General features: G+C 42.3%; 22 protein-coding genes. 3 read left to right on the forward strand and 19 right to left on the reverse strand.

Annotated features, from left to right (window positions below; translation table 11 throughout):
- Nucleotides 1-211 precede the first annotated feature (211 nt).
- The 14 genes from VF06_RS25895 to gvpN all read right to left on the reverse strand — a co-directional run bounded on the left by VF06_RS25895 (nucleotide 212) and on the right by gvpN (nucleotide 19,402).
- The gene (locus tag VF06_RS25895) at nucleotides 212-592 is read right to left on the reverse strand and encodes a four helix bundle protein (RefSeq protein WP_099068591.1); all 381 of its coding nucleotides are present in this window, start codon (nucleotides 590-592) and stop codon (nucleotides 212-214) included.
- Between the two features lie 80 nt (nucleotides 593-672).
- Complete coding sequence (locus tag VF06_RS25900) at nucleotides 673-3,819, reverse strand: hybrid sensor histidine kinase/response regulator (protein WP_099068592.1); 3,147 nt, start codon at nucleotides 3,817-3,819, stop codon at nucleotides 673-675.
- Nucleotides 3,820-3,981: 162 nt separating this feature from the next.
- Complete coding sequence (locus tag VF06_RS25905) at nucleotides 3,982-9,207, reverse strand: GAF domain-containing protein (protein WP_099068593.1); 5,226 nt, start codon at nucleotides 9,205-9,207, stop codon at nucleotides 3,982-3,984.
- Between the two features lie 277 nt (nucleotides 9,208-9,484).
- Complete coding sequence (locus tag VF06_RS25910) at nucleotides 9,485-10,003, reverse strand: chemotaxis protein CheW (protein WP_099068594.1); 519 nt, start codon at nucleotides 10,001-10,003, stop codon at nucleotides 9,485-9,487.
- A 14-nt stretch (nucleotides 10,004-10,017) separates the two neighbouring features.
- Nucleotides 10,018-10,380, reverse strand: coding sequence for a response regulator transcription factor (locus VF06_RS25915; protein ID WP_099068595.1), 363 nt, complete (start codon nucleotides 10,378-10,380; stop codon nucleotides 10,018-10,020).
- A gap of 174 nt (nucleotides 10,381-10,554) precedes the next feature.
- Nucleotides 10,555-11,964 (reverse strand): response regulator, encoded by a 1,410-nt coding sequence (locus VF06_RS25920; RefSeq protein WP_099068596.1) that lies wholly within the window; start codon nucleotides 11,962-11,964, stop codon nucleotides 10,555-10,557.
- 436 nt (nucleotides 11,965-12,400) lie between these two features.
- Nucleotides 12,401-13,099: a gas vesicle protein GvpC gene (locus VF06_RS25925; RefSeq protein WP_099068597.1), complete on the reverse strand. Its 699-nt coding sequence runs from the start codon at nucleotides 13,097-13,099 to the stop codon at nucleotides 12,401-12,403.
- A gap of 78 nt (nucleotides 13,100-13,177) precedes the next feature.
- Entirely contained in the window at nucleotides 13,178-13,399 is a 222-nt protein-coding gene (gene gvpA / locus VF06_RS25930) for a gas vesicle structural protein GvpA (protein ID WP_099068598.1), read from the reverse strand.
- A gap of 196 nt (nucleotides 13,400-13,595) precedes the next feature.
- Nucleotides 13,596-14,297: a GvpL/GvpF family gas vesicle protein gene (locus VF06_RS25935; protein WP_099068599.1), complete on the reverse strand. Its 702-nt coding sequence runs from the start codon at nucleotides 14,295-14,297 to the stop codon at nucleotides 13,596-13,598.
- An 87-nt stretch (nucleotides 14,298-14,384) separates the two neighbouring features.
- Nucleotides 14,385-16,199, reverse strand: coding sequence for an AAA family ATPase (locus tag VF06_RS25940; RefSeq protein ID WP_099068600.1), 1,815 nt, complete (start codon nucleotides 16,197-16,199; stop codon nucleotides 14,385-14,387).
- 356 nt (nucleotides 16,200-16,555) lie between these two features.
- On the reverse strand, nucleotides 16,556-17,305 hold the full coding sequence (gene gvpF, locus VF06_RS25945) for a gas vesicle protein GvpF (protein WP_099068601.1): 750 nt from the start codon (nucleotides 17,303-17,305) through the stop codon (nucleotides 16,556-16,558).
- 162 nt (nucleotides 17,306-17,467) lie between these two features.
- Nucleotides 17,468-17,902, reverse strand: a complete 435-nt coding sequence (locus VF06_RS25950) for a gas vesicle protein K (RefSeq protein ID WP_099068602.1) — start codon at nucleotides 17,900-17,902, stop codon at nucleotides 17,468-17,470.
- Nucleotides 17,889-18,236: a gas vesicle protein gene (locus VF06_RS25955; protein ID WP_099068603.1), complete on the reverse strand. Its 348-nt coding sequence runs from the start codon at nucleotides 18,234-18,236 to the stop codon at nucleotides 17,889-17,891. Before VF06_RS25955 ends, VF06_RS25950 begins: the two co-directional genes overlap by 14 nt.
- Nucleotides 18,233-19,402: a gas vesicle protein GvpN gene (gvpN, locus tag VF06_RS25960; protein WP_099068604.1), complete on the reverse strand. Its 1,170-nt coding sequence runs from the start codon at nucleotides 19,400-19,402 to the stop codon at nucleotides 18,233-18,235. Before gvpN ends, VF06_RS25955 begins: the two co-directional genes overlap by 4 nt.
- Before the next feature lie 193 nt (nucleotides 19,403-19,595).
- Here gvpN and VF06_RS25965 point away from each other — a divergent pair, with 193 nt between their 5' ends.
- On the forward strand, nucleotides 19,596-19,847 hold the full coding sequence (locus VF06_RS25965; RefSeq protein ID WP_099068605.1) for a gas vesicle protein GvpG: 252 nt from the start codon (nucleotides 19,596-19,598) through the stop codon (nucleotides 19,845-19,847).
- A 282-nt stretch (nucleotides 19,848-20,129) separates the two neighbouring features.
- On the opposite strand, the gene VF06_RS25970 is transcribed toward VF06_RS25965, so the two are convergent.
- The 4 genes from VF06_RS25970 to VF06_RS25985 all read right to left on the reverse strand — a co-directional run bounded on the left by VF06_RS25970 (nucleotide 20,130) and on the right by VF06_RS25985 (nucleotide 21,954).
- Complete coding sequence (locus VF06_RS25970) at nucleotides 20,130-20,462, reverse strand: hypothetical protein (RefSeq protein ID WP_099068606.1); 333 nt, start codon at nucleotides 20,460-20,462, stop codon at nucleotides 20,130-20,132.
- 6 nt (nucleotides 20,463-20,468) lie between these two features.
- Nucleotides 20,469-21,173, reverse strand: a complete 705-nt coding sequence (locus tag VF06_RS25975; RefSeq protein WP_099068607.1) for a hypothetical protein — start codon at nucleotides 21,171-21,173, stop codon at nucleotides 20,469-20,471.
- A 182-nt stretch (nucleotides 21,174-21,355) separates the two neighbouring features.
- Complete coding sequence (locus VF06_RS25980; protein ID WP_099068608.1) at nucleotides 21,356-21,688, reverse strand: hypothetical protein; 333 nt, start codon at nucleotides 21,686-21,688, stop codon at nucleotides 21,356-21,358.
- 77 nt (nucleotides 21,689-21,765) lie between these two features.
- Complete coding sequence (locus VF06_RS25985) at nucleotides 21,766-21,954, reverse strand: hypothetical protein (RefSeq protein WP_099076754.1); 189 nt, start codon at nucleotides 21,952-21,954, stop codon at nucleotides 21,766-21,768.
- Nucleotides 21,955-22,106: 152 nt separating this feature from the next.
- Here VF06_RS25985 and VF06_RS25990 point away from each other — a divergent pair, with 152 nt between their 5' ends.
- Both VF06_RS25990 and VF06_RS25995 read left to right on the forward strand, forming a co-directional pair.
- Nucleotides 22,107-22,397, forward strand: coding sequence for a type II toxin-antitoxin system TacA family antitoxin (locus VF06_RS25990; protein ID WP_099068610.1), 291 nt, complete (start codon nucleotides 22,107-22,109; stop codon nucleotides 22,395-22,397).
- An 11-nt stretch (nucleotides 22,398-22,408) separates the two neighbouring features.
- Nucleotides 22,409-22,906: a GNAT family N-acetyltransferase gene (locus tag VF06_RS25995; RefSeq protein ID WP_244918143.1), complete on the forward strand. Its 498-nt coding sequence runs from the start codon at nucleotides 22,409-22,411 to the stop codon at nucleotides 22,904-22,906.
- Here VF06_RS25995 and VF06_RS26000 read toward each other — a convergent pair.
- Nucleotides 22,874-23,362, reverse strand: a complete 489-nt coding sequence (locus tag VF06_RS26000; RefSeq protein WP_099068612.1) for a DUF1016 N-terminal domain-containing protein — start codon at nucleotides 23,360-23,362, stop codon at nucleotides 22,874-22,876. The two genes, VF06_RS25995 and VF06_RS26000, sit on opposite strands and share 33 nt — an antisense overlap.
- Nucleotides 23,363-23,433 lie beyond the last annotated feature (71 nt).

The following is a 23,433-nucleotide window of genomic DNA, read 5'->3' on the forward strand; positions in this document are numbered from 1 at the left end:
AAGGCAAATAAATAATCTGGTATGGCAAAAACAACGACGCGTAATGAGTCGCTCTCGCTCACAGTGCCAGATAATCGCTTAAACGGAAAGGGAGTGTTGAGCATAAAGACTAAAAGGGGAAAGGGGAAAGGGGAAAAGGGGAAGGGGGGAAGGGGGAAGGGGGAAGGGGGAAAGGGTAAAGGGTAAAGGTAAAGGGTAAAGGGGAAAGATTTTATTGTTTTAATGACTGATTTATAGATTGAATTTGATTAGATAGCATACGGCTCAACTCCATAGCTTGATTAGAAAGTTGTGTATAAGTTGGTTGGTCTAGATAGCCCACTTCTAAAGCTACTCTTAAAAGACTGCGAACTTCACCAGCAGACCCTTTGGCAATATTTAGAAAATTTAAGTATTCTTTGCGAGAATATCGTTCAAATCCTTCTGCAATATTTGTAGGTATTGATACGGTTGCACGTCTTAACTGATCTCTTAAACCAAAATCTTTACTCAGTTCACCTTCCTTAGTCCTTAAATATATTTGCTTAACTAAGTCAATACCTTTTTGCCATACTTTTAAATCCTCAAAAGTTTCAATTTTTTTCCTTTCCATTCCTTCCCTTTCCCCTTTCCCCTTTCCCCTTTCCCCCTTCCCCCTATCCTTCCCCTTTACCCTTTCCCAGTGACACTGCGCTAAGGGCTATTAACCAGTTCGGCGATCGCGGCTAGGAAGTTCTGTTCGGAATAGGGTTTGGTCAGGTAAGCTTTCGCCCCTAGAGCTAAAGCTAATTGGCGGTGCTTCTGTCCGCTACGGGTTGTGAGCATCACCACGGGAACCCTTGACAAACGCTCGTCTTGGCGATGGTGTTCTAAAAACTCAAATCCATTCATCCGGGGCATTTCAATGTCGCAGATTGCTAGATTGACATTACCGTGTTGAAGCATTTGGGCGATGGCCTCTCGACCATCACCTGCTTGCAACACTTGATAATCGGCTTTCTGGAGGGTCTGCACCAAACTCTGCCTTTGTACGATGGAATCTTCCACCACTAACACCGTCAAGCGGTTGGGTTGAGCAACGGCTGTATTGACTTCCATTGGCTGCGGTTGCCTTATGGTTAGCTCGGATTGCTGCCCCTCTAGAGTCAGAACAGGCTCAAGTGTGGGCAATAGTTTAGTTGCTAGACTTGATGCTGGGGAAGTCGGCATCATATCTGTCTCCCAGGTTTGACGAACTAACTCTAATGGGTCAATGGTGAGGGTGAGGCTACCATTTCCCAAGACGCTGTAGCCTTGGATGTAACTAGGTAAAGTCACGACTCTGCCGAGGGATTTAATCACTAATTCCTGCTCGACTAAAATCTGATCGACTTGCAAACATAGGTATTGCTGCTCTGTTTGCAACAGCAATAAAGGTTCGACGGTGTTCCGTTGTTTAACAGGAAAAGGACTTAGGGTTAAATTGTGGTCTTGGGTGAATAAAGGATATTTATAATCCAACAAATTGGCAAGTGGGCGGATGGGAACTAGTTGCTGATTTTGCCCTTCTCCCCACTGCCAGAATTTTTGGATGCCTTGCCCGTGTAAAGATTGCTGGACTTGAATCTGGTCTGGCTGCGGTAATAAAACCTGGCTAATTCCTTCAGATAGCAAGGCATAAGTGATACCTTGAGATTGACAAACCAGCAAGCGTGCTGTTGTCAAGCTCAGGGGTAATTGCAGGATAAAGGTGGTTCCTTGCCCTGAAAGCGATCGCACTACAATCGAACCTTGTAAAGCCTGCAATTGAGTGCGAACCACATCTAAGCCGATACCACGGCCAGATAACTCACCAATTTGCTTAGCAGTAGAAAAACCCGGTTCAAATAATAACTCTGAGAGTTGGTCTTGTGAGGCGTAGGGGGCTTCTTCGGAATTTAATAGGTGTTTTTCTATACCTTGCCGACGAATGGATTCCCAGTTTAAGCCTCGACCATCATCCCGTACCTCAATAGTAGTGCGGTTGCCTTGATGGTAGGCTTGAATTGTAATTGTTCCGGTTTCTGGTTTGCCCTGCTGGCGGCGGGTTTCTATCGGTTCAATGCCGTGGTCGAAGGCATTGCGAATCATGTGCAGCAAGGGATCGTACAGCAGCTCGGAAATGGCTTTATCCACCAGTACCTTGGTACCGCCAAGCTTGAGTTCAACAGGCTTATGATAAGTTGCTACCATCTGTTGCAGCAGGCGGGGAAAGCGATTCAACACTGTTCCCAGTGGCACCATTCTGGCTTGCAGTAAATCTTCCTGCGCTCCTGAGAGCAGTTGTTTGCGCTTGCCGAGACTGAAACGAGATTGCTGAACTAAGGTATTAAAAGCCTCAATCCGTTCTCCTAATTGCACCATGTCTTCTGTCAAATTTTGTAGGAGAATGTGCAACTCGCTATAGCTATCCATTTCTAAGGCATCAAATTTAGATTGTGCCTGGGCAGTTGGGGAAGCACGGACAATTGAGCAGCGTGGGTATCGCTGCTTTGCGCGTTCGGGAAGCAGTTGTCGATCCGACCAAGTAGCAAGTTTACTAAGTTGTTGTTGACAGTACAAAAACTGTAGTAGAGTTTCTTGACCTGCTTTGTGGATGTGGTTAGATTGTAGGTTTTGTTGGTTTTCGTTGATTAGCAATTCCCCAATCGTGTGACTGAGGCGATCGAGTTGTTCTATTGCGACTCGGATACTGGGAAGTGATGCCGATGACTGAGCCTGGAGGCTTGGTGCTGGCGGTGGAGAAGCAGGCCGTTCTGAGTCTGAGTAGCGGCAGGATGTCTCTTGGTCTCCGATCCAGATTGACTGTAAAATCCGGTCTATGGCAGAAGTAACTACTACCGCATCCTGAGAAATTGGTTCCAGTACTTCCGGTGCTTTCGGTGAGGAATTATCAGTCCGCTTCGGGAAAAATGACCAAATTGATTCTGCTTCACTGGCACTGAGGAGGGGGGATGGCTGATTTTCAGTTGTAGTGGTTTGTGTTGGTTGGGTAGCTATGGAAACTGGCTGTTCTTGTGATTCTGGGACAGGAGTAGTTAGCCCTGCCCATTCTCGCAATTGGGGAGATATTTCTCCCCCTTGAGTGCGATCGCCTGCGAGTACTGCTACTTGAACTGCTTGAAAATTTTCTAAAGCCACTTGAGCGATTTGCAGTACTTTGTCTGGATGCGCTTTCAGGGCGTTTAGAGTTGCTTGGGCAATTTCTCCCAATCCCAATAAGCTATAAGATGCTGCTAGTTCGGCAAAAAATTCTGCTTGAGAGTTGAGTGTTGTTTGAATTTGTTGCGGATCTTGGCTTTGGATGTCAGCTGCCAACTGTTGCAAATCCTGGGGTACACTCCCAGAAAAGATTGACTCTACCACATCAAAACCAAGTTCTTCCGAACTGGGAAGCGGAGCCTCACGGCCAAAAAAGTCGCCTAGTTTATGTTGGAGTTGGGCAAAGATTGAGGCAGTTCGATCGAGTATTTCTGCCTCATTGTAGGATAAGCCCATCAAAGTTGCGCTCAAGGGAGTTCGCAGACACTCATAAGCATCTAGAAGCAAAGCACCCAATTCTGGATCTATTTCCAGTTCTTGGGGGTATAACGCCTGGAATACATCTTCCAAATGATGGGCAATTGTCTTAATCGTTTCCTGTCCAACACTGGCAGCACTTCCCTTGAGAGTATGGGCGCTTCGCATCAAGGCGTGAACTTTTTCTGTGGTTTTTTCATCAAATAAACCGATCAGATTCTGCTCAATGGTTTGCAACAACTCTGCCGCTTCAGCCAGAAAAGCCTGCTCTAGCTGCTCTTGATTAGTGGGATCGAGGTTCATAGCAGTTTTGGGAGATTAGTCAAACAATTTTTGATTTTAGATTTGCGATAGCGCAGCGTTAGCAAGTCATTGAGCGTCGGATTTTCAATTTGGGATTTTGGATTTGTTGCGCTGGGCATGAACCGAAATAATCTAAAATCTAAAATCTAAAATCTAAAATTCTTAGTCAACTTTGAACTGGCTAACGCTGGTTTCCAGTTGTTGTGAAGTCATCCGTAGTTCCTCAAAAGAATCGGAAATGTGGATGGCACTTTGGGAAGTCTTGCGGGCGATGGCCGAAACATCTACCATCGCTTCTGTCAATATCTGAGATTGCTGACTTTGAGTGGAAACTGCTTGAGTAATTCCTTGCACCAATCCCCCAATTTCATTAGTAGCTGCCACGATGGCACTCAGAGAATGACGAGTCTCATCGATTAAGTTCGAGCCTTGGACAACTTGACTAATGCCTACTTCCATTGCTTCGGTAACTTCGTTGGTGCCAGTTTGAATTTCTTGCACGAGTCGCTCAATTTCTGTGGTGGCGCTAGCTGACTGATAAGCCAGAGAACGAACTTCATCTGCAACCACCGCGAAGCCTTTGCCATATTCTCCAGCACGGGTAGCTTCGATGGCAGCGTTGAGCGCCAGCAAATTAGTTTGAGTGGCAAAGTTTTCAATCAAACTCACTACTTTGGAGATTTTCTGAGAAGCTTCACCGAGGCGTTTAATTTTCTTCGCTGTTTCCGACACAGTTTCCCGAATCTCTAAAATGCCATCTACGGTTCTTTCCATCAGAGAATCGCCAGCTTGGACGGTTCTATTAGCTTCATGCACCGCCTGTCCTACTCGTTGGGCATCAGCAGCGACTACCTGGGTGGAAGTGACCATCATTTGTAATTGTTCCAGAGCGCGTTCGAGCCGTTCTACCTGCTGTTGAGCTTGGTCAGATAGTTGTACTACTGAGGTGGTGTTATGGCTGGAATTTTCACTCACCTTGCTGGCAGCAATCTGCACTTGTCGCACCAAATCTCGCAAACTTTGGATTGTAGTGTTGTAACCATCGGCGATGGTGCCAATTTCATCTTCGGATAAGGGCGCTCGAACGGTGAGATCCCCTCTGAAGGATGGTTCCAAAGCCATGAGAACGCGTATTGCTCCTTGTTGCAGTTTTTCCCTTGCAGTACGTTCGCGCTCTGCGGCTTCTGCTAGTTGCTGTTCTTGACTACGCACCTGTTTTAAATACTCTGCCAGATTGAGGGCAATACCAATCTGGACGCTGGCTTGGTTGAGAACATCTTCCTCCGATTGCTCCCACTGGCGCGATGTGCTATTTTGATAAACTCCCATCAGCCCCCAGAGCCGGTCTTCTTGAAAAATCGGCGCAATCATGTAGGCTTTAGTTCCCCAGGTTTCTAACAATTGAATGTGGCATTCGTCATGACCGACACCATATATATTGTCAACCCGCAAGCTTTCTTTACGAGCATAACGCCCGCCTTTGTTGTACTGGAGAAAGGTATCTCTAACTCTGGCAAGGCTAGTTCCCACTAGCTTCGGCCAATCCCCAGTCACAGACTCAACTACAAATTCTCCAGACCAATCAGGCTCAAAACGGTAAACTCCAACTCGGTCTACTTTCAGCAGTTGACGAAGTTCGTGGGTGGCAAACTGGACAAATTCTAGAACATCACCATGACTTTGGGCCATCTCTGTTAACCGACTCGGCAAGCGATAGGAAAATCGGGCATTTGCTACTTCCCGTTCTGCCAGTTTTATCAGTTCCTCATTCTTGTTTAAGGTTTGTTGTAAGTATTGCGATTGCTGGACGGCAACCCCAAACTGCGTGCCGATTTTCGCTACCAAATTGATTTCGTTATCTTGCCATTGCCGCGGCCCGTCATTCTGATATGCTCCTAACAAACCCCAGAGCTTGTTTCCGGCAATAATCGGGGTGATGATATAGGCCCTCATTTGGAATTGCTCTAGAATTTTTATGTGGCACTGGGCATGACCAGAAGTGTAAATGTCATTGATAACAAACGTCTCGTTGTGGCGATAGCGTCCACCTTGAGTTTGTTGGAGGTGTTCGTCTTCCCATACAGTCCTGATATCGGGGCCAACCAAAGCTACCCATTCACGACTTACAGATTCGGCAATAAACTCCCCACCCCAATCTGGATTGAAGCGATACACGGCTAGCCGATCGCATTCCAAGTGCGATCGCAATTCTGGTAAGGCATTGCGGAAAATCGTATCTAGCTCTTGAACTTGGCGGATTTTTTCTGCCAGCCTTGTCAAGGCTCGTTCCCCTTCTGCGGTTCTGGCTAACTCTGCATTCTTGTTCTTGAGCTTTTCGATATACTTAACCTGTTGCAAACCTATACCCATTTGCAGAGCTAGTTTTCGCAACAGTTGGACATCCTTGGATTTCCACTGCCGAGGGCCAGTATTTTGGTATGCTCCTAAAAAGCCCCAGAGTTTGCTGCCAGTAAAGATAGGAGCGATGGCGTAAGCTTTGGCTTGGATTTTTTCTAATATCTCTAGGTAGCACTGGACGTGACCGACAGCGTAAATATCATTGACAATAAAGGTTTCATGATTGCGATAGCGTCCGCCCTGAGTTTCTTGTAAGTGTTCGTCCATCCAAATTGTTTTGATGTCGGAACCAGCTAAAGATAACCATTTATCTTTTACGGATTCGGCAACAAACTCCACACTCCAATCGGGATTGAAACGAAATACTGCTAGGCGATCGCACTGGATTTGTTTGCGTAAACTTGGCAGTACATTCTCGAAAATTGTGTCTAGATCCTGGGCTTGACGGATTTTTTCCACCATCGCTGTCAGCATCTGTTCCTCTTCTGCTGCCCGTGCCAATTCAGCATTCTTCATTTTCAGTTGTTCGATGTACTCGGTTTGCTGCACGCTTAACCCCAACTGAATGCCCAATTTGGTCACCAATCGCACCTCCTCGGAATTCCACTGGCGCGGGCCGCTATTTTGGTAAGCTCCTAATAAACCCCAAAGTTTGTTGCCAGCAAAAATCGGGGCGATGGTGTAGGCTTTAACTTGGAATTGCTCTAACAAATCAATGTGGCACTGGGCATGACCAACAGCATAGATGTCATTGACAACAAAAGTTTCATTGTTGCGATAGCGTCCGCCTTGGGTTTCCTGTAAATGTTCGTCTTCCCATACAGTTTTGATATCGGGGCCAACCAAAGGAACCCAGTCACTTCCCACAGATTCGGCAATAAATTCACCACTCCAGTCACAGTTGAAGCGATATATAGCCAGGCGATCGCATTTGAATAATTGCCGCAATTCTGCCAAGGTAGTGCGGTAGATGGTTTCTGGCTGTTGGGAATGGCGCATTCGATCCACCATACGCGCAATGGCGTTTTCTACTTCAGCTACTTGGGTCATTTCAATATTTTTTAACCGTAGCTGTTCGATATATTCAGCTTGCTGGAGGGCAATGCTCAAGGATTCGCCAATCTGCAATAAAGCACCAATCTCTTCATCAGTCCATTTGCGGACATCAGAATTTTGATAGGCTGCTAACAAACCCCAGAGATTACCAGCGCGGAAGATGGGAACATTAATGTATGCTTTGGCTTGGAACTTCTCTAATGTTTCTAAATAGCAAGGCGAAAAACCAGCAGCAGAAATATCGTTGACTTTACGGAAGCGCGTTCCTTTGGCGTACACTCCACCCTGGGTTTCCTTAAGATAGGTATCCCCATCAGGTTTAATAGGGGAGCCATAATCCTTAATATTGCACCGTTCTGAAGATATCAGACCTGTTTTTAAAATGCCGTCTTGTTCCTGCATCTCCAACAATGACGGCCAACCAGCAGCCACAGATTCAGCGATAACTTCTCCACTCCAGTCTGGATAAATTTGATAAATGACAACGCGATCGCATTTTAAAAATCGCCGCAATTCTTGGGTGGTAATGCGGAAAAGGGTACGGAGATCCGTTGCTTGCCCAATTTTTTCAATGATGCCGAAAACAGTACGTTCTCGTTCAATTAGCTTGGCTGATTCCTCAGATCGTTGATAAAGTTGTTGCTGATATTGCAACTGCTGAATAGCAATACTAGACAAAGATGCCACCTGCACCATCAGGCGAATTTCACTATCTTTCCACTGACGAGGCTGAGAATTTTGATAAGCAGCCAACAAGCCCCACAATTGTTCTCCCTGGAAGATGGCAACAATAATGTATGCTTTGGCTTGATAGCTTTCTAAAACTTTGACATAGCAGTCAGAAAAACCAGCACTGTAGATATCATTAGTGACTCGATAAACCTGTCCGCGATGGAAAGTTTTGCCTTGGGTGTGCTGAATGTAGCTATCTGCACTGTGCGATCGCCCTGTTGTCCCAACTAATCCCCCTTCGTCTGCAAAGTTCCTCACGCTGCAATAGTTAACGTTCTTGATAATTGCAGGGTTGTTTCGCTGTTCTTCCAATAGAGAAACCCACTCAGATCCAACAGATTCAGCAACAAATTCCCCACTCCAATCTGGTTGAAAACGATAAATTGTCACGCGATCGCATTTTAATGACTGTCGCACTTCTTGGGTGGCAACCCGAAATATGGCATCCACATCTTTGGACTGGAGAATTTTACTCGCTACATCGGTAAGGATTTGGTCTTTTTCTACTTCTTGTTGCAATGTAGCTTGAATCGCGGCAACTTGTAGTTGTGCTTCTAATTCCTGCGCCAGTAATTTGAGCGAGCGAATTTCAGCATTCTGCCACTGGCGAGGAGCAGTGCATTGTTGCACTACCAACAAACCCCAAACCCCATCTTTTGTTAATATTGGCAAGCTCAAACAAGCTCTTACCTGAAACCGATCCACAAGCTGCTTTTGGTAAGGAGACAAACTTGCAGTGTAGGTATCCGCGATCGCTGCTAATTTTTCTTGTTGATAAAGCTTGGCAGAACTTAAGCCAAAAGTGACGGCGGGCAATTTTTCTTTCACCATTGGGGTAAAGCCATCCCTCATGGCCTCCGCAACAACTACCCCCAGAGTCGGATTCGTAAACTCATACACCAGGACGCGATCGACTTGCAGGGCGCTTTGTACCTCCAGGACAGCAGTCGCTAACAACGAATCTAAATCCGAATATTGGCGGATTTTACTAGCGATGGCCTGTACTTGCTCTACCTCAAATCGATCTCCTTTGTCTTGACATGGCAACACACTCAGCAGTTCTTTTAATTTGCGGATTCTATCCCGCAATGGCCCTGTTTCCACCCAATCAGCTTGCTCTAGTTCAGCTCGCAATTCTTCTAGAGTGGAGATGATTTGCTGTTGTCCAGGTAAACCAACGGTATGCCCATTGCCGGAGGTAGAATGTGGTTGGTTGGGTGTAACATTGAGTTGCGTTACCATAATCTTTGTTGCTATTAAGGTTGTCGGAGTTAATAAGTAGAACGAACTTTAAAGACTTCCAAGTAAAAAATATTCCATAGAAGACTGTTCAAGGTTCACAGCCAACGGTCAAGGCTTCGACTCCGCTCAGCCTTGACCCTGAGCGAAGTCGTACCACTTCCCTCCGGGACGCTCCGCGAACGTGGAAGCAAGCTACGCGTAGCGGCGACCATAGGAGAAGGGTCAACAGTCAACAGTCAACAACCTGAAGCGGAATAATTTATTTTTTGGAGTTCCTTTAAAGAGACTGAAGGGTTTGAATCACAGTATGAGTGTCAACTAACATCAAAGGGCTACCTTGAGCATCCATAAAGTAACCCTGCAAGAATGATTTAAGTCGGGCGGGTAACATCGATGCCGAAATTGCTAACCGCTCTTGGGAGTCATAAACTTCAATGGTATTGACTTGCTCCACCAACAGCCCAACAGTTTGATTCTGGATTTGAACAAGCATCGCCATGCCAGAGTTGCGGACATTTTCTCGCCGACACCAGTGTGTTGCTCCCAGTAAACCTGCTAAATCAAGAATCCAGATAGCTTCTCCCCGCCAATTCATGATGCCTAACAAAAATTCTGCTACCTGCGGCACTGGTAAAATCTCTGTGAGTGCAACTTGAATTACTCCCCGCAAATCTGCTAGTGGTAGTAACCCGTTTACCTTTCCATTTAACGGAAATCTTAAAAACCTCTGGTTGTTTCCTTGGGAGGAGTTTTCCAGAATGGGTAGCGCTTTAAAGCCATCATTGCCCTGTACCATTGCCACAGTTTCCTTTAGCGAATAAATTTACTAACAGTCTGGAGCAAAGTATTTTCATCTACTGGTTTGACTAAATACGCATCAGCACCACTCATAGTGCCCCAAGTTCTATCAACATCTGTGTTTTTCGTCGAGCAAATCACTACTGGGATTGCTTTTGTTATCGGATCGCCTTTCAACTTGCGGCAGAACTCAAATCCACTTTGACCAGGTAAAATCAAATCCAGTACGATCAAATCGGGTTTCTGTTGCTTCAACCGCAGTTGAGCTTCTTCACCACTGCGAACTTCATAAACTGAATATCCTCCTTGTTCTAGGTAACGTGTCATCTTTTCGGATTCTGTCAGGCTATCTTCCACTAAAAGAACTTTTTTCATTTTTATTCCTAACTATTTAATTGAGAATTTGAAACATAATTGCGACAAATGAATCAAAAACAAGTCAGAAGGAAGGTTTAAGAATTTTCATACTTGCTTGTGCCAAAACTGGGCATCAATTACCTGTTTGGAATATGGCTATAGAGGAGCCACTGGCATGGCTGTCGCTTCAACCTAAACGCTTAAATACTTGTGCAGCACATTGAGTACTTTTTCTGATTCTACGGGTTTACCTAAAAAGTCAGTTGCCCCTACTAATTTTGTTCGCATCCGATCTACTATTCCATCTTTCCCTGTTAAGATGACAACCGGCACATCTTTAAGACTTGGAGTTTTACGGATTTGAGAACAAATTTCATAGCCATTGACTTTTGGCATTAAAAGATCCAAAAAAATAAAGTCTGGCTTGCTTTTAATTAGTTTTAAAACTGCTGTTAAAGAGTCTTGAATGCCAACAAAACGGTAACCTTGTTGGCTGAGAATTTCCTCCAAACTGCGGCAGATCGTCGGACTATCATCCACACAGGCTACTAAAGGTCTTGAGGCATCAATAATTGCTTTGCTAGGCGCTGGGGTAGCAACTTGGATAACAGTGTTCTGTTCTGTCTTTAGTGAAGAATTGGAATTATTAACTGCACTGGATGGACTGACAATTTGTCTGTTAGTTGCAGGGGTAGCAACTTGGATAACAGTGTTCTGTTCTGTCTTCAGTGAAGAATTGGAATTGTTAACTGTACTGGATGGACTGACAATTTGTTTGCTAATCGGTGGGGGAGCAGTTTGGATAACAGTATCCTCTTCTGTTTTCAGTGAAAAATTGGAATTATTAACTGTACTCGATTGGTTGCTAGTTTCTTGACTAATGCCAATCTTCCTGAGCCTTGGGGTGGGTGAAAAAGCGATCGCCCCTGTTTTGACCAATGGCATCAATAACCGAGTTAAAGCTAAGACATCCCGACTTCTTTTTTGCGCTAGACCTCGTAAAGTTTTTGTGCCATCAACTAAAGAAATAATCTGTTTAGAGGATGCTTGTCCTTGGAGTAGCTCAATTTGTTGAATAACAGGATATAAATTAGGGGAGTAATTAACCAGTCCTGCATCTCGCCATTCTTGCCAAGCTTGTGTAGCCTGTTTCAAAACTTCCTCAGTTGGTATTACAGCTAGGAGAAATCCAGGAACTGCACCAACAACTGTGGTAGGTGACAACTGCCTTGCTTGGTTGTTGCCATCTTTTTTGGCTTCAATGTACTGCATGATATCAAACAAGACTTCAGCTATTAAGCTTGTAATCAGGCTAACAAGTTGTTGTTGTTCGATTAATTTTTGTTCTCGCAATTTACTAAGAATGCAATACTCACGATAACTTTCCTGGGGAGAGACAAGCTCCTGTAACTGTGTCAGATCCAGATTAGAACAGTAGTACGACAAGTGCCGTCGCCATCGTTCATCGGCATTAGAACCGCCAGCCTGCCAAATTAATCGTCCTAAACGAAAATATAGCGTCCAACTCGGCCCGTCCCTTGATTCAAGATTCAGCTTGCCTGTGAATAATTTTGTTTGAAGTTGCTCGATCAATTGATTCACAATGGATCGCACCTCCTTATATATCTTGAGTTTTGCATTTATATTAGAATTCCTCCAACAGTCAAGCTGACTAGCCTCATCATGCGATCGCGGGAACACAGTTCAAAACCTCGATCTACCCCAATTTGTTATATTCCTTTCCAATCGGAACATTTTTAAAGTTCAAAGCCAGAAACTCGAACCAAGATTTAAACTCTTTTTTTAGTTAGCCATAAGTTATCTATATTACTTCTGCCATGTTATATATGCTGAAAAAAAATTGCATATATTATAGTTGCAATACAGACCTTAAAAAGACGGAAATGTTGAATACTACGAATCCCAGACCAGCTTGAAAGCTTATAGATTGCTTACTCTGCCTACTTGAGACAAAAGAAACAAACAATCGCCTAAGCGCTCGTCTGCAAATACAAAAAGTCACCTGGAATCGAGTTTGTCAAGAAATTGCTGGTTGCCGAATAAAGTATTGGCGATCGCGTTGTTCTAGTACTCCTTGCTTGATTAAAGAGCGCAGGATATCTATGGTTTGCACCCGGCTTAAGCCTATCACCTCTTCAATTTCTATTAAAGTAGCTCCTTCGGCTTGCTGGATATATTGCTGCACTTTCGATTTAACATTATCTGCATTCAAGGCAGGCACTTTTCTAGTTATGGTATTAACACCAGGACGAAAACCAGTGGCTTTAATTGCAGAACGGGAAATTGGCCATTTGGCAACTGTTGGCACTAATTGTTCTTTTTTAGCAAGAGTTGGAGAAACTGTTTGTTCGTGACTGCCATCACCCCAAACACTTTGATGTAAAATTTTCCGGAAATTTTGCAAATCTTGGAATAATTCCTGAGCCTTTGCTACTCGCTGTTGGCGGTATTCTTGCTGGCGTTGCCAGACATCTGTTTTGATTTGCAATATTTCCAATTGCCGCTCTACAATTTCTTGCTGAAATTGCTGTTGTTGTAACTTTCTGTTGTTGTGAAGGCTAGTAACAAAACTGCTCAATTCTTGATGAATTAAATCTGCTTGTAACTGCAATTCTTGTTGAGTTAGCTGTTTCCACTGGTTAATTTGTTGACGGCGTTCAGCAGTTATTTGTAATCGCTCTTCTCGCTCTTTTTCCCATAAATTCTTCAGAGCCATCAGCTGAAATCTCCTATTTTGTTAACTAGAAACATTAAATGGGAGCCATGAATTAAGGCTCCCTTTTTTAATGTGGTGTTAAGCAGCAGCAGGAACAGCAGCCTGAGATGTTAAACCAACTGCTTCGGCATATCTTAAGTAAGTTTCAACTGAAGCAATCACAATCCGAGCTTCCACTGCTAGCAGTTCAATACCAACTAAAGAAACACGTACCCAAGCATCAACTACAATACCTTTGTCTAAAATGCGGTCAATAACTTCCGCCAGACTAGAAGATGAGTTCACTTTTTCAACAGCCATTTTATTTTCCTCACATAAATCTAATAATTGGTTTCATCTTGCTCCAATCGAGCAATAGGTAAAACTTACACAATGTGTTTTATTCTTCCTGGATTTAGTGTTCCCAAAAACAACAGATAAATAAAAGAAAATAAAAAAATACTAAAAAGTTAACAATATTTTGAGAGAGAAAAATTAAAGAAAAATCTTCTTGTCTTTATTCTTTCTTGTATATGGGAGTATTTTTGAGAAAATGATACGGTGGCAGAGGTTCGCTCAGTGCTAATTGCCAGTGCGAGCATTGTACTTGCCACAGGGAAAATTGCTGCGTATTAACTGTTGAATCGTTGCGCTGTGCTAAAAAGTGGATTTGTCGCACATCTGGCTTTTGAGTTTCACAGATAACATTTGTATATGTTTTGAGAATTAACTGGTTCAAGACTTCCCACTGTTGGCCTTGTTGTGCTTGGAATGCTTGCTGTGTTTGGTAGCGTTGTTTTTTAGCTAATAAATAGGCTTTTCCCCTAGCATCAATCGTGTCAGAATCATCAAGCAAATTACTGGGTGTAGCTTTTAAAGTGTACTCAACTTTGTCTGTTAGCTTAGTTAAGGTTTGTTGATATTCCTCTTGGTGCTTTTCTAAATGGTTTAGCAATGTTGCTTGCGAGGTAAAACCGTTGCCAAAGCGTAGGGGAAGCAGGGGAGTTTGCTCAAAGACTTCTCGAATTACGCGATCGTGGTTTAATACAGCTTGAAGTAAACGCTCATCGGTTGCTTGTAATGCTTCCAGTGAGATTTCCGGCTCTACGATCGCGGCTAAACCAGAAGAATAAACGAGTTCGGTCTTCCTTTCCATCCCTAAAGGTAGAATAAGCGGTGATGCGATGGGTTGTAGAAGTGCATAGGTGTATATGGACATAAACTAGATATAACGAACCACAAAGGACACAAAGAACGCGAAGACAAGAGGTATGGAGAAAAATTTGGCTCAGCTTCACAAAGAAATTTATTGAGATTGATGCTGATTAGCAAGCATCTGATATGTAACTTGGAAATCATCATTTGTTATCTGAATCAAACTGGAGTCGCTCAATCCTTGTGCGCGGTATCGACGAATTGCGCTTAAAGCAGCTTGATTGCTCAATAAAGCTAAGTCTGCGCCATTCCAACCCTCGGTAACTGTTGCCCAAGTTTCTAAATCGACATCAACCAAGGGACGATCTAGATTGTGAACTTGTAAAATCGCTAATCGGCTAGCTCGATCTGGTAGATCGATTTTGATTTGTAAGTCTAATCTTCCTGCTCTGAGCAAGGCAGGATCGAGGGTTTCTGGACGGTTGGTTGCTCCTACTAACAACACTTTCGGGGATTCATGCAATCCATCCAATTCGGTGAGTAATTGCCCCACAACGCGATCGCTAACTCCAGAATCACCACTGAATCGTCCCCGTGCTGGTGCAAGGGTATCTATTTCATCTACAAACACAACACAAGGCGCTGCTTGGCGAGCTTTGGCAAAAAGTTCTCTGACTGCTTGTTCTGCCGCACCTACCCATCGGCTGAGTAATTCCGGGCCATTCACAGCAATAAAATTAGCTCTCGCCTGGGAAGCGATCGCTTTTGCTAGTAATGTTTTTCCTGTTCCCGGCGGCCCCCACAACAAAATCCCACGGGGAGGCTTGGCTTTGGTTTGTTCGTATAGTTCGGGATAGAGGAGTGCGCCTTCTACAGATTCTTGAAGTTTTTGTTTGACATCATCCAAACCACCAATATCATCCCAACTGACATTTGGTGCTTCCACTGCTACAGCCCTGAGAACTGAGGGTTTGATCTCCTTTATTGCTTCGAGAAAATCCTGTTGCATAACAGTCATATTCTCAGGAATGGGACTGTTAAGGGAGGGGACTTGACGACGCAGAGCAATGTAGGCTGCTTTTTGACACAGAGCTTTGATATCAGCACCGACAAAACCGACGGCCAAATCGGCGATCGCTCCTAAATCAACCCCAGTCTCCAAGGGCATGGCACTTGTTAAAATCGTGAGAATTTCCCATCGTCCATTGCGATCGGGAACGCGAAAATGAACTTCGCGATCGAAGCGTCCCGGACGACGCAGCGCCGGATCGAGATAATCGGGACGATTTGTTGCCGCTAATACGAGTACGCCCTCGGTTTTAGCAAATCCATCCATTAACCCAAGCAACTGCGCCACTAGTCTTTTTTCAACTTCACCTTCTACTTGGCTGCGATCTGGGGCGAGACTGTCAATTTCATCAATAAATATCAGACAGGGAGCAGAACGAGTGGCTTTCTCAAAAATGCTTCGCAAACGCGCTTCCGCCTCCCCGTAATACTTACTCATCACCTCTGGGCCATTGATGGCAATGTAGTTTAACTCTAATTCTTGTGCCAAAACACGGGCTGTTAAAGTTTTTCCCGTACCAGGCGGGCCGACTAGCAAAACCCCACGGGGCGGCTCTAACCCTAATTTTGCCAATAAATCTGGACGTTTCAGGGGAATTTCAACTAACTCTCTGATTTCTTGGAGAACATCAGCCAAACCACCGACATCTTGCCAAGAAGTTTTTGAGTTCGTCTTAGCTGATGGGGGGGTGACATCAGCATCATCAGCTGCATCGGTGGCATTAGATCTGACTCCGCTAGAACTATTTTTTCTGGGAATATTGCCTTGTCTGGGAATACTACTGATATTATGAGAGCGAATTTGAATAGAAGTTTTTAACTCTCCTTTCTCTGCTTTTTCTTCTAAAGCTTTGGCGATTTCTAATAGTTGTTCAAATCCTTTAAATATGTCATCCATTGATTTCACTTAAATAAAAGGTCGAGAAACTTTATTTGGTATTTAACTTCAAAACAATTAAAAAATTCAATAAACTTATTACACGAATGTTAGAAAAAAACTTTCTTGCCTCACACAAAGGCGCAAAGAATGACAAATAAATCACCTGTTTATAGTGTTTCCTAATTTACTGGCGTAATGACTACTGCCCTTTCTAAATTGCGTAAAACTCTGCGTAACTTTGCGCTGAACTCTGCGCCCCTTTGCGTTTAAAAACATTCGTTCTGTACCTCACTTAACTGGCAATCTCTATACTAGCCACACTCTAATTCATGCAAGATGTCTAAGAATTTTTGATTTTCAATTTTTATTGTTATTTAATTGGAACTAAATAATCGCAGACGAGCAAAATTAAATGGGGCAGTGAAATTGTTGTAGCGAATTCGCAAACGTTCTTCAAATTGGCGATCGAGTGCTTCAACTTGTTCGCTAAATTGTGATTCTGCTTCCCAAGGAATTAGATAAGCTGCGTTGTAAATCATTGTGTCCATTTGGGGAGTATTTTCCACTACATCGATGGCAATAGAGTTAAGAGTGCCTTGAAATAAATTAATGATGCCTTGTTTGCGATCGCTCATTCCTTGTTCGATGGCTTGTCCTATTTGGATTACTTGCTCCATACTCAGGGGTTGACCGGCTAGCTTATCCCTTTCGGTTTTGAGATTTGGGTGTTCTGCTAACAATCCCTGAATTTCTGCCTTGGTATCCCAAAAAACTTTGACACTAACTTCTCGGCGACCTGATAACTTTGCTAGTAATTGCGTCAATTCTTGTTGATGAGGACGAATTAATTGTTCTGAAAACGTTTCCCAGTTGGCAACCAAAAGTCCAAATTGCACTGGTAGTAAATTGCCATCGCCTGTTTGCATGATTTCCTCAAGGACTTTCTCATGACTTAGCAGATTACGACGGCTTGCCAAATAACGCTCTTGCTGTGCTTCGGAGTAGATGACTGCAAAATCATCCAAAATTTTAATTTGTACGGGTTGCCGATCTAACCCTTCTAAATTTAAATCTTGCGGAGCAGGCAAGGTCAAAATTCCATAAATGTAAAAGCCATAACTCATAAGAATGTATTACCAATAAAAATGTGGATAAAAAAGTTACAACAAAATGGGATAGCAAGTATTGTTTTAAATTCTTGGAAAACCTTACTAATAAAGGCTTTTAATCCAAAATCAAAAACTTGTACTGAGTGAAGCCGAAGTATCTAAAATCCAAAATCGGTATTACAGGGGTTTAGAGGTAAGTACTAGTCTTAACTTGGCATGAATTAAGTTTAATTGAGCCAGTCCTAAGTCCAAGTCACCTTCAACCACCACACCGGTATTTAATAGGCGATCGAGGAGTTCTAGGATAGAGGGTTGACTAGAGGTTTCACCAGGGTAATATCCCCCAGATTGCGGAAGTAAAGTTCCTATTTCACCCAAGTGAATATTTAGATCGGCTGGGTCAATATCAAATACCTCGCAAAGTTGAATAATTTGTTGTTCGAGCTGTCGCAGGCTTTCGGCTGCCCGGTCTAACTCATAATCGTTGAGGGTGCCAGCATCCATACGCCGAATCACTTGAGCTTCCATGAGTTGGCGTATGAGTTCGACAACCGTCAATAACAACGGTGCTAAACCTGAATCGGAACCTTTTGATTTACTAATCGCCTGCATTCTGATGATTAAGAGGATTGAGTGCTTTGAGCGATCGCAGTTCTGTTTCTAGACTGGCAATACGCTCTTGAAGTTGTTGATTAGTTGTTAATAAGGTGCGAGTTTGACTATTAAGATAGGGGTCGCCCTCCCACCAGTTAATTCCAATCTCTTTGGCTTTATCAACAGAAGAAATCAACAAACGAATCCTAATGTTGAGCAGTTCTGTGGAGCCGACGGAAACAGAAATATCTCCTGCTATAACAATGCCTTTATCCAGAACCCGTTCGAGAATATCTGCCAAGGTAGAACCTTGAGTTGCTGTGATAACTCCCCGGTTAGTATGAGTACTCATTTGTTTATTAAATGGCTAGAATCAAAAGCCACTTGTGATACGTTCGGCAACTCAGCATTACCTTGCATTTGCAATAATACTCCTTGCTCTCTGAGAGACTTGAGTGCAGCTACAATTTGACTGCGATCGATCCCTAATTCGGTTGCCAAATCAGAGAAACGCTTTCCCGGAGACTTGCACAGATAGTTGTAGACTTCATACTCGTAAGGTACTCGTTGTTCTAATACAATCTGATTTTGGCTCTCTGATATTATCTCTGGCGGCTGGAATTGAGTGTTTGTACTACGATGCAATTCACTTAAAACCTCTTCCAGTAACCGAATTGCTTCCACACGAGGTTGATTCGTGCGAGTCAGCAGGATATCGGCACAAATATCTTGGAAATTAGGCTCTTCAAAGTTTACGGAAATTTCGTGTTCGTGGCAGATTCTACCGATCATCAGACAGGAACGTAAACCACCGCCTTGTCCAGAGCCAGATCGACTCCAAAACATCCGCACTAAACGCACGATTTTGTCTGCTTTCTCAGAATCTATGCCTGTTTTCTGAATTACAATTTCCTGCTGAGTTAGTTCATCAGGTGGAGGCATATCGATAGTGATAACACGATCCATCAAAGCATCCTGAGTTGCATGGACTCCACAATACTCTTGGGGATTTGATGTTAAGATTGCCCGAAACTGGGGATGAACTCGGATATACTCGGCTCGATGTTGGTTTGTTGGCAATACTAACAACCTCTCCTCAAGTACCGAGAGTAAAACGTTATTTACCTCCGGGTGCGATCTGTTGAATTCGTCGTAAACCAGCGTAAATCCCTCTTTACAAGCTAGGGTTAATCGTGCGTCAACCCAGTGTTGTCGCAGTTCATCCTCAACTTTGATCACGCTGTGGATGAAGTTATCAACAACCTTTTTGCGGGTGTAACCTAATTGATTACCAATCAAGTCTGAGGTTTTAAACTCATCATCTCCAAATAAGAGGATGATAGGCTGGTTGAGTAAATCAGCCAGATGCATTGCCAGAGTAGTTTTTCCGACTCCAGCCGCGCCACGTAAATGTACTGAAAAACCTGACTGTAGATAACGCAAAGCACGTTGAGTGATGCGTTGAATAGCAGGGGTATTGACAAATCGCTGTGGAGATGCATTTAATACTGTTGTCAAACTCTAAGTACCTCCTCAATAAGCATTTTATAAAAAAAGTAATTTTTGGCACATCGGATATATAAAATACTGGACTCAAATCCCACGCATTTTGGTATCAACACAAGACTAGTAATGTTTAATATCTATGTCATCAGCATGATTACGGTCTTGCGAGGACAGCTTTAGTAAATCCACACGAGTGTAAAGTCATATGGTTCTGCGCTTTTTACTATTACCGATTACCGGCCCATTAATGGGGGTAACGTGGCTTGGGGAAAAAATTTTAGAACAAGCAAGTACTGAAATTGATGATAAAGAAAATCTCAGTAAGCAGCTCCTTGCACTGCAACTTGCTTTTGATATGGGAGAAATTCCTGAAGAAGAGTTTGAAATTCAGGAAGAAGCTCTTTTATTAGCGATTCTGGAAGCAGAAAAGCAGGAACGCGATCGGACACAAGAGTAATACCAATTCTCTAAAAGCCGTCTACAGATAGAACCGCTAAAATATATTGCCTACGAGCAGCCTGGACAAGTTATGCTCAAGGCTCAAGGCTATACCACTATCATGCGGTAGCCAGTGAACTAAGCAAGCACTTAATAAAAGGCTAGCAGTGTAAAATTAAATATAAATAAATCAAAAAGAGAGGTGATATCCTCTCTTTTTAATATTTATTCAATTTTGTAAGTTACTTACATATGAGCTATAAAGACAAATTAATTTATTTTCTGCTATGACCTAAATTTGTTAGCGCATAACTTTATCATCTCGAAACCTTGACCTCACCTTAGATTTTGGGGAAGCTTTCCGCTTTTGACCTAATGGTAGGACAAATAGAAAAGGAAGTGTAGAAAGGTAGCGGCTGAATTTTAGAACAAGAACTGTTCTCTGAGGATAGTCATTTTGTGTAATGGTTGTATCCGTCCAGTTGTCTAGCCAGTCTCCATCTACATCTTTAACAAATTGGCGAATTCCATCCACGCCGTGGACTCTTCTAGATTGTCTCAAAGCCCTAGCTCGTTGAAGAGCATCTCTAGCTCTGTCAACCCTTTGTTTTTCAAGACCCTTTTGAGTAGACATTACACTTTACTTGTCTATATTAATTATAAGATAGCAGTTTCCTTGAGTTCGATCGCTACGCTGAAATACAGATTGACCAATTTTTTGATTTACTTGATTTAATCTTGGATTAAAACTTACAAACATTGCTCTTCTAATACCCCAGTATTTTAAGGTTGATTGCCATTCTCGCTGCTTATTTCGAGAGTGAGTATCATTTACTGTAGTTATTTGCACACACAAAGGTAAATTTTTTGACCCTGAAGCTATAAAATCAGTTGCCATTGACAAATCAGCAATATAAGGGTTTAAAGTGTTTCCTCCTAAAAATTCTATTTCTTGGCAAATTTTATTGACAAAAGATTTATCATCCCCCTTAAATTCACCACCCATTAATTTTTTCTTCCAAATTGGCATCTTGGGGTCAGGCTCATTAATCCAACGCGTGAATAAAAATTCATACCAATATTGTTCTGTTGATGTTAGCTGTGCAAACTCCGCTTTTCTATCATCTTCAGACATTAATTGGGTTTCAAACCAAAAAGTGGCATCACTCAGCAATTCTTCAATAAACTGCAAAACATGAGGTTTTCTTTTTAGAAGTCCAGATTTTTTATTCGCTATCCAGCGTCTTACCTCATCCAACCTAGAAGCTAGTTTGGGGAAAATAGATCGACTTTCTTCAATTAGTTGATTTAAATCTGCCCTAATCTCGTCCGGGTCTCTTTGCACGCTGAGTATACTTTTATATTTTTATTTTTAAAATTTTCTTTAGTATTATAGCAGTTCTCACCCCATTGAAGTATAAGCAAGATTAATTAACCGAAGATGAACACAGATAAATTTGTACTGAATCTGACTAATAAACGCTATATCTCTATTAAATACATTTAACAATTGATAATTTATTTCTCCTATTTTGACACGTCATCATTTTCAATTTCATTATGCTTTTGTGCTTGGTAATCATCAAACAATGCAAATAATTTATCCAAAGCATCGCGTTCATCTGCTGAGTAAAACAGTATTAAATTGGCCCATGTATGATGTGTTTTTACAGGACATATTTTTCTTAGCCATTCTAAAAAGTTATCAAACTCTATTTCCTCTTCAGTTTTAGTAAATCCAAGATTTATTCGTGCTATTTCATAACCTTGAAGAAATGAGTGAAAATCAAAAATACTTTTCCTACTTAAATACAAAGCTGGTCTTCTTTTAATTTCTTGTAAAAGTTCATAAAAATTCATTTTTAAACTCCTTGAGTTTTTCGTCATGTTGATTATGCAAGGAAGTTGCGAAGAATAGGCAGATGAAATCTTAGTACTTAGTATTCCAATGTTATGGTGTTAAATTTTGGTGTATTGTCCTCTAAGCCAGTATTTGCTTGCTGATGGGTGATGTCCTCTTCAGCTGTGATTTGACTATTTAAAATAGCAAGACGCTGCTGAATCTGATGTCGGCGTGCTTCGAGTTTCTGTAGTTCCTGCTCTAAATGCTCTTTTTCCACCATCATTTTGTAAGCATTTAAGTAAACTCTTATTAGATATAAAAATGTGTTGGCATTGTATATACAATATACTATATTAGATATTAAGCATTACCGAAGTAAGCTGTAACTTTACTTTGGTAATGCTTGATATGACACATAAACATGGAAGATACCTAATGGTTGCCCGTTCTAAAATGGATAATCTTAGTCGTAACCAAGTAATTAATATTAGAGTTCAAGAACAACAACGGGATTTAATTGATAATGCGGCTGCGATTCTTGGTAAAAGCCGTTCTGACTTTATGTTAGAGGTAGCCTGTAGAGAAGCTGAAAAAGTCATCTGTGATAAAGCTTTCTTTGCATTGAATGAGGAAAAATATCAAGAATTCCTTACTATTTTGGACTCACCACCTAAAGCGAATGAAGAAATGAGTAAACTCTTAACTACTAAATCGCCTTGGGATTGATGACAAACCAAATGAAAATAATCGATGCTCCTCGGCCTGTTACTAAAGACCATGATGTATCAGAGTTTGAATCTAAATCAGAAGCCTTGAATAGCTGGCTGAAGGAGAGAGCTTTGAAAAGTGAGGGGGATACAGCCAGAACATTTGTAGTAACAGTTGAAAATAAAGTAATAGGTTATTACTGTTTAGCAACAGCTTCTGTAACTCATTTAGCAGCTGTTAGCAAAGCTAAACGGAATGCACCAGACTCTATACCGTGTATGCTTATTGGTAGGCTAGCTGTATATACCAAATGGGAAGGACAAGGTATAGGGTCTGGTTTATTAAAAGATGCTATTAAACGCATTTTATCAGTATCTCAAATAGCTGGTGTTAGATATATTTTGGTTCACGCTAAAGATGAAGAAGCGAAAAAATTTTATTTAAAACGTGGGTTTCAAGCATCACCAATAGAACCATTCACACTAATGATGACTTTAAAAGATATTCGAGCAAGCATTGTAGATTAACCTACACGCTTTTCCCTGACGCTCAAAAAGTCTATTGTCTATTTGTAGAGTTAAAATATTGCGACTCCAACCATTTTCTAAGGTTTTTTGTACATACCATAGCTTTGCTGAAGTATCTTTGATAGCATCCAAAATACGGACATTATGCCCCCAAGGAATTAGTGCAACAAGCTGTTGCACAATTTGTTCATCTGGGTAAGCTTCAGCAAAAGCCCGCATATACTTCAGGTTACGTGCTGAGAATCCTTTCATCTCCGGGAAGGCTTCTTTTAAATCCCTGGCAAGACGTTCAATAACTTTTGTTCCCCATCCCTGTTGTTGTTGTCTAAAAAGAATATCTCGCCCAATTTGCCAATAGAGCAATATCAATTCGCGGTTAATAGATAATGCCGCTCGTACCTGGGCATTGCGTATGCGTTCTTTTAGCTCCCGCAAGAAATTGTCATAATTGTCCATTTCGGTTAATTCTTTGCCAGCTTACTGATAAATTACTGCCCCAACAGTGTACTTTCTATTTGTTTATAATT

Origin of the sequence: Nostoc linckia z4, assembly GCF_002608075.1 — a bacterium.
Classification (GTDB): Bacteria; Cyanobacteriota; Cyanobacteriia; order Cyanobacteriales; family Nostocaceae; genus Nostoc; species Nostoc linckia.

Excerpts from the sequence above, each read along its gene's own strand:
- VF06_RS25895 (WP_099068591.1), bottom strand. The coding sequence starts at position 592 with ATGGAAAGGAAAAAAATTGAAACTTTTGAGGATTTAAAAGTATGGCAA.
- VF06_RS25900 (WP_099068592.1), bottom strand. The coding sequence starts at position 3,819 with ATGAACCTCGATCCCACTAATCAAGAGCAGCTAGAGCAGGCTTTTCTG.
- VF06_RS25905 (WP_099068593.1), bottom strand. The coding sequence starts at position 9,207 with ATGGTAACGCAACTCAATGTTACACCCAACCAACCACATTCTACCTCC.
- VF06_RS25910 (WP_099068594.1), bottom strand. The coding sequence starts at position 10,003 with ATGGTACAGGGCAATGATGGCTTTAAAGCGCTACCCATTCTGGAAAAC.
- VF06_RS25915 (WP_099068595.1), bottom strand. The coding sequence starts at position 10,380 with ATGAAAAAAGTTCTTTTAGTGGAAGATAGCCTGACAGAATCCGAAAAG.
- VF06_RS25925 (WP_099068597.1), bottom strand. The coding sequence starts at position 13,099 with ATGGCTCTGAAGAATTTATGGGAAAAAGAGCGAGAAGAGCGATTACAA.
- gvpA (WP_099068598.1), bottom strand. The coding sequence starts at position 13,399 with ATGGCTGTTGAAAAAGTGAACTCATCTTCTAGTCTGGCGGAAGTTATT.
- VF06_RS25935 (WP_099068599.1), bottom strand. The coding sequence starts at position 14,297 with ATGTCCATATACACCTATGCACTTCTACAACCCATCGCATCACCGCTT.
- VF06_RS25940 (WP_099068600.1), bottom strand. The coding sequence starts at position 16,199 with ATGGATGACATATTTAAAGGATTTGAACAACTATTAGAAATCGCCAAA.
- gvpF (WP_099068601.1), bottom strand. The coding sequence starts at position 17,305 with ATGAGTTATGGCTTTTACATTTATGGAATTTTGACCTTGCCTGCTCCG.
- VF06_RS25950 (WP_099068602.1), bottom strand. The coding sequence starts at position 17,902 with ATGCAGGCGATTAGTAAATCAAAAGGTTCCGATTCAGGTTTAGCACCG.
- VF06_RS25955 (WP_099068603.1), bottom strand. The coding sequence starts at position 18,236 with ATGAGTACTCATACTAACCGGGGAGTTATCACAGCAACTCAAGGTTCT.
- VF06_RS25965 (WP_099068605.1), top strand. The coding sequence starts at position 19,596 with ATGGTTCTGCGCTTTTTACTATTACCGATTACCGGCCCATTAATGGGG.
- VF06_RS25970 (WP_099068606.1), bottom strand. The coding sequence starts at position 20,462 with ATGTCTACTCAAAAGGGTCTTGAAAAACAAAGGGTTGACAGAGCTAGA.
- VF06_RS25980 (WP_099068608.1), bottom strand. The coding sequence starts at position 21,688 with ATGAATTTTTATGAACTTTTACAAGAAATTAAAAGAAGACCAGCTTTG.
- VF06_RS25985 (WP_099076754.1), bottom strand. The coding sequence starts at position 21,954 with ATGATGGTGGAAAAAGAGCATTTAGAGCAGGAACTACAGAAACTCGAA.
- VF06_RS25990 (WP_099068610.1), top strand. The coding sequence starts at position 22,107 with ATGGTTGCCCGTTCTAAAATGGATAATCTTAGTCGTAACCAAGTAATT.
- VF06_RS25995 (WP_244918143.1), top strand. The coding sequence starts at position 22,409 with ATGAAAATAATCGATGCTCCTCGGCCTGTTACTAAAGACCATGATGTA.
- VF06_RS26000 (WP_099068612.1), bottom strand. The coding sequence starts at position 23,362 with ATGGACAATTATGACAATTTCTTGCGGGAGCTAAAAGAACGCATACGC.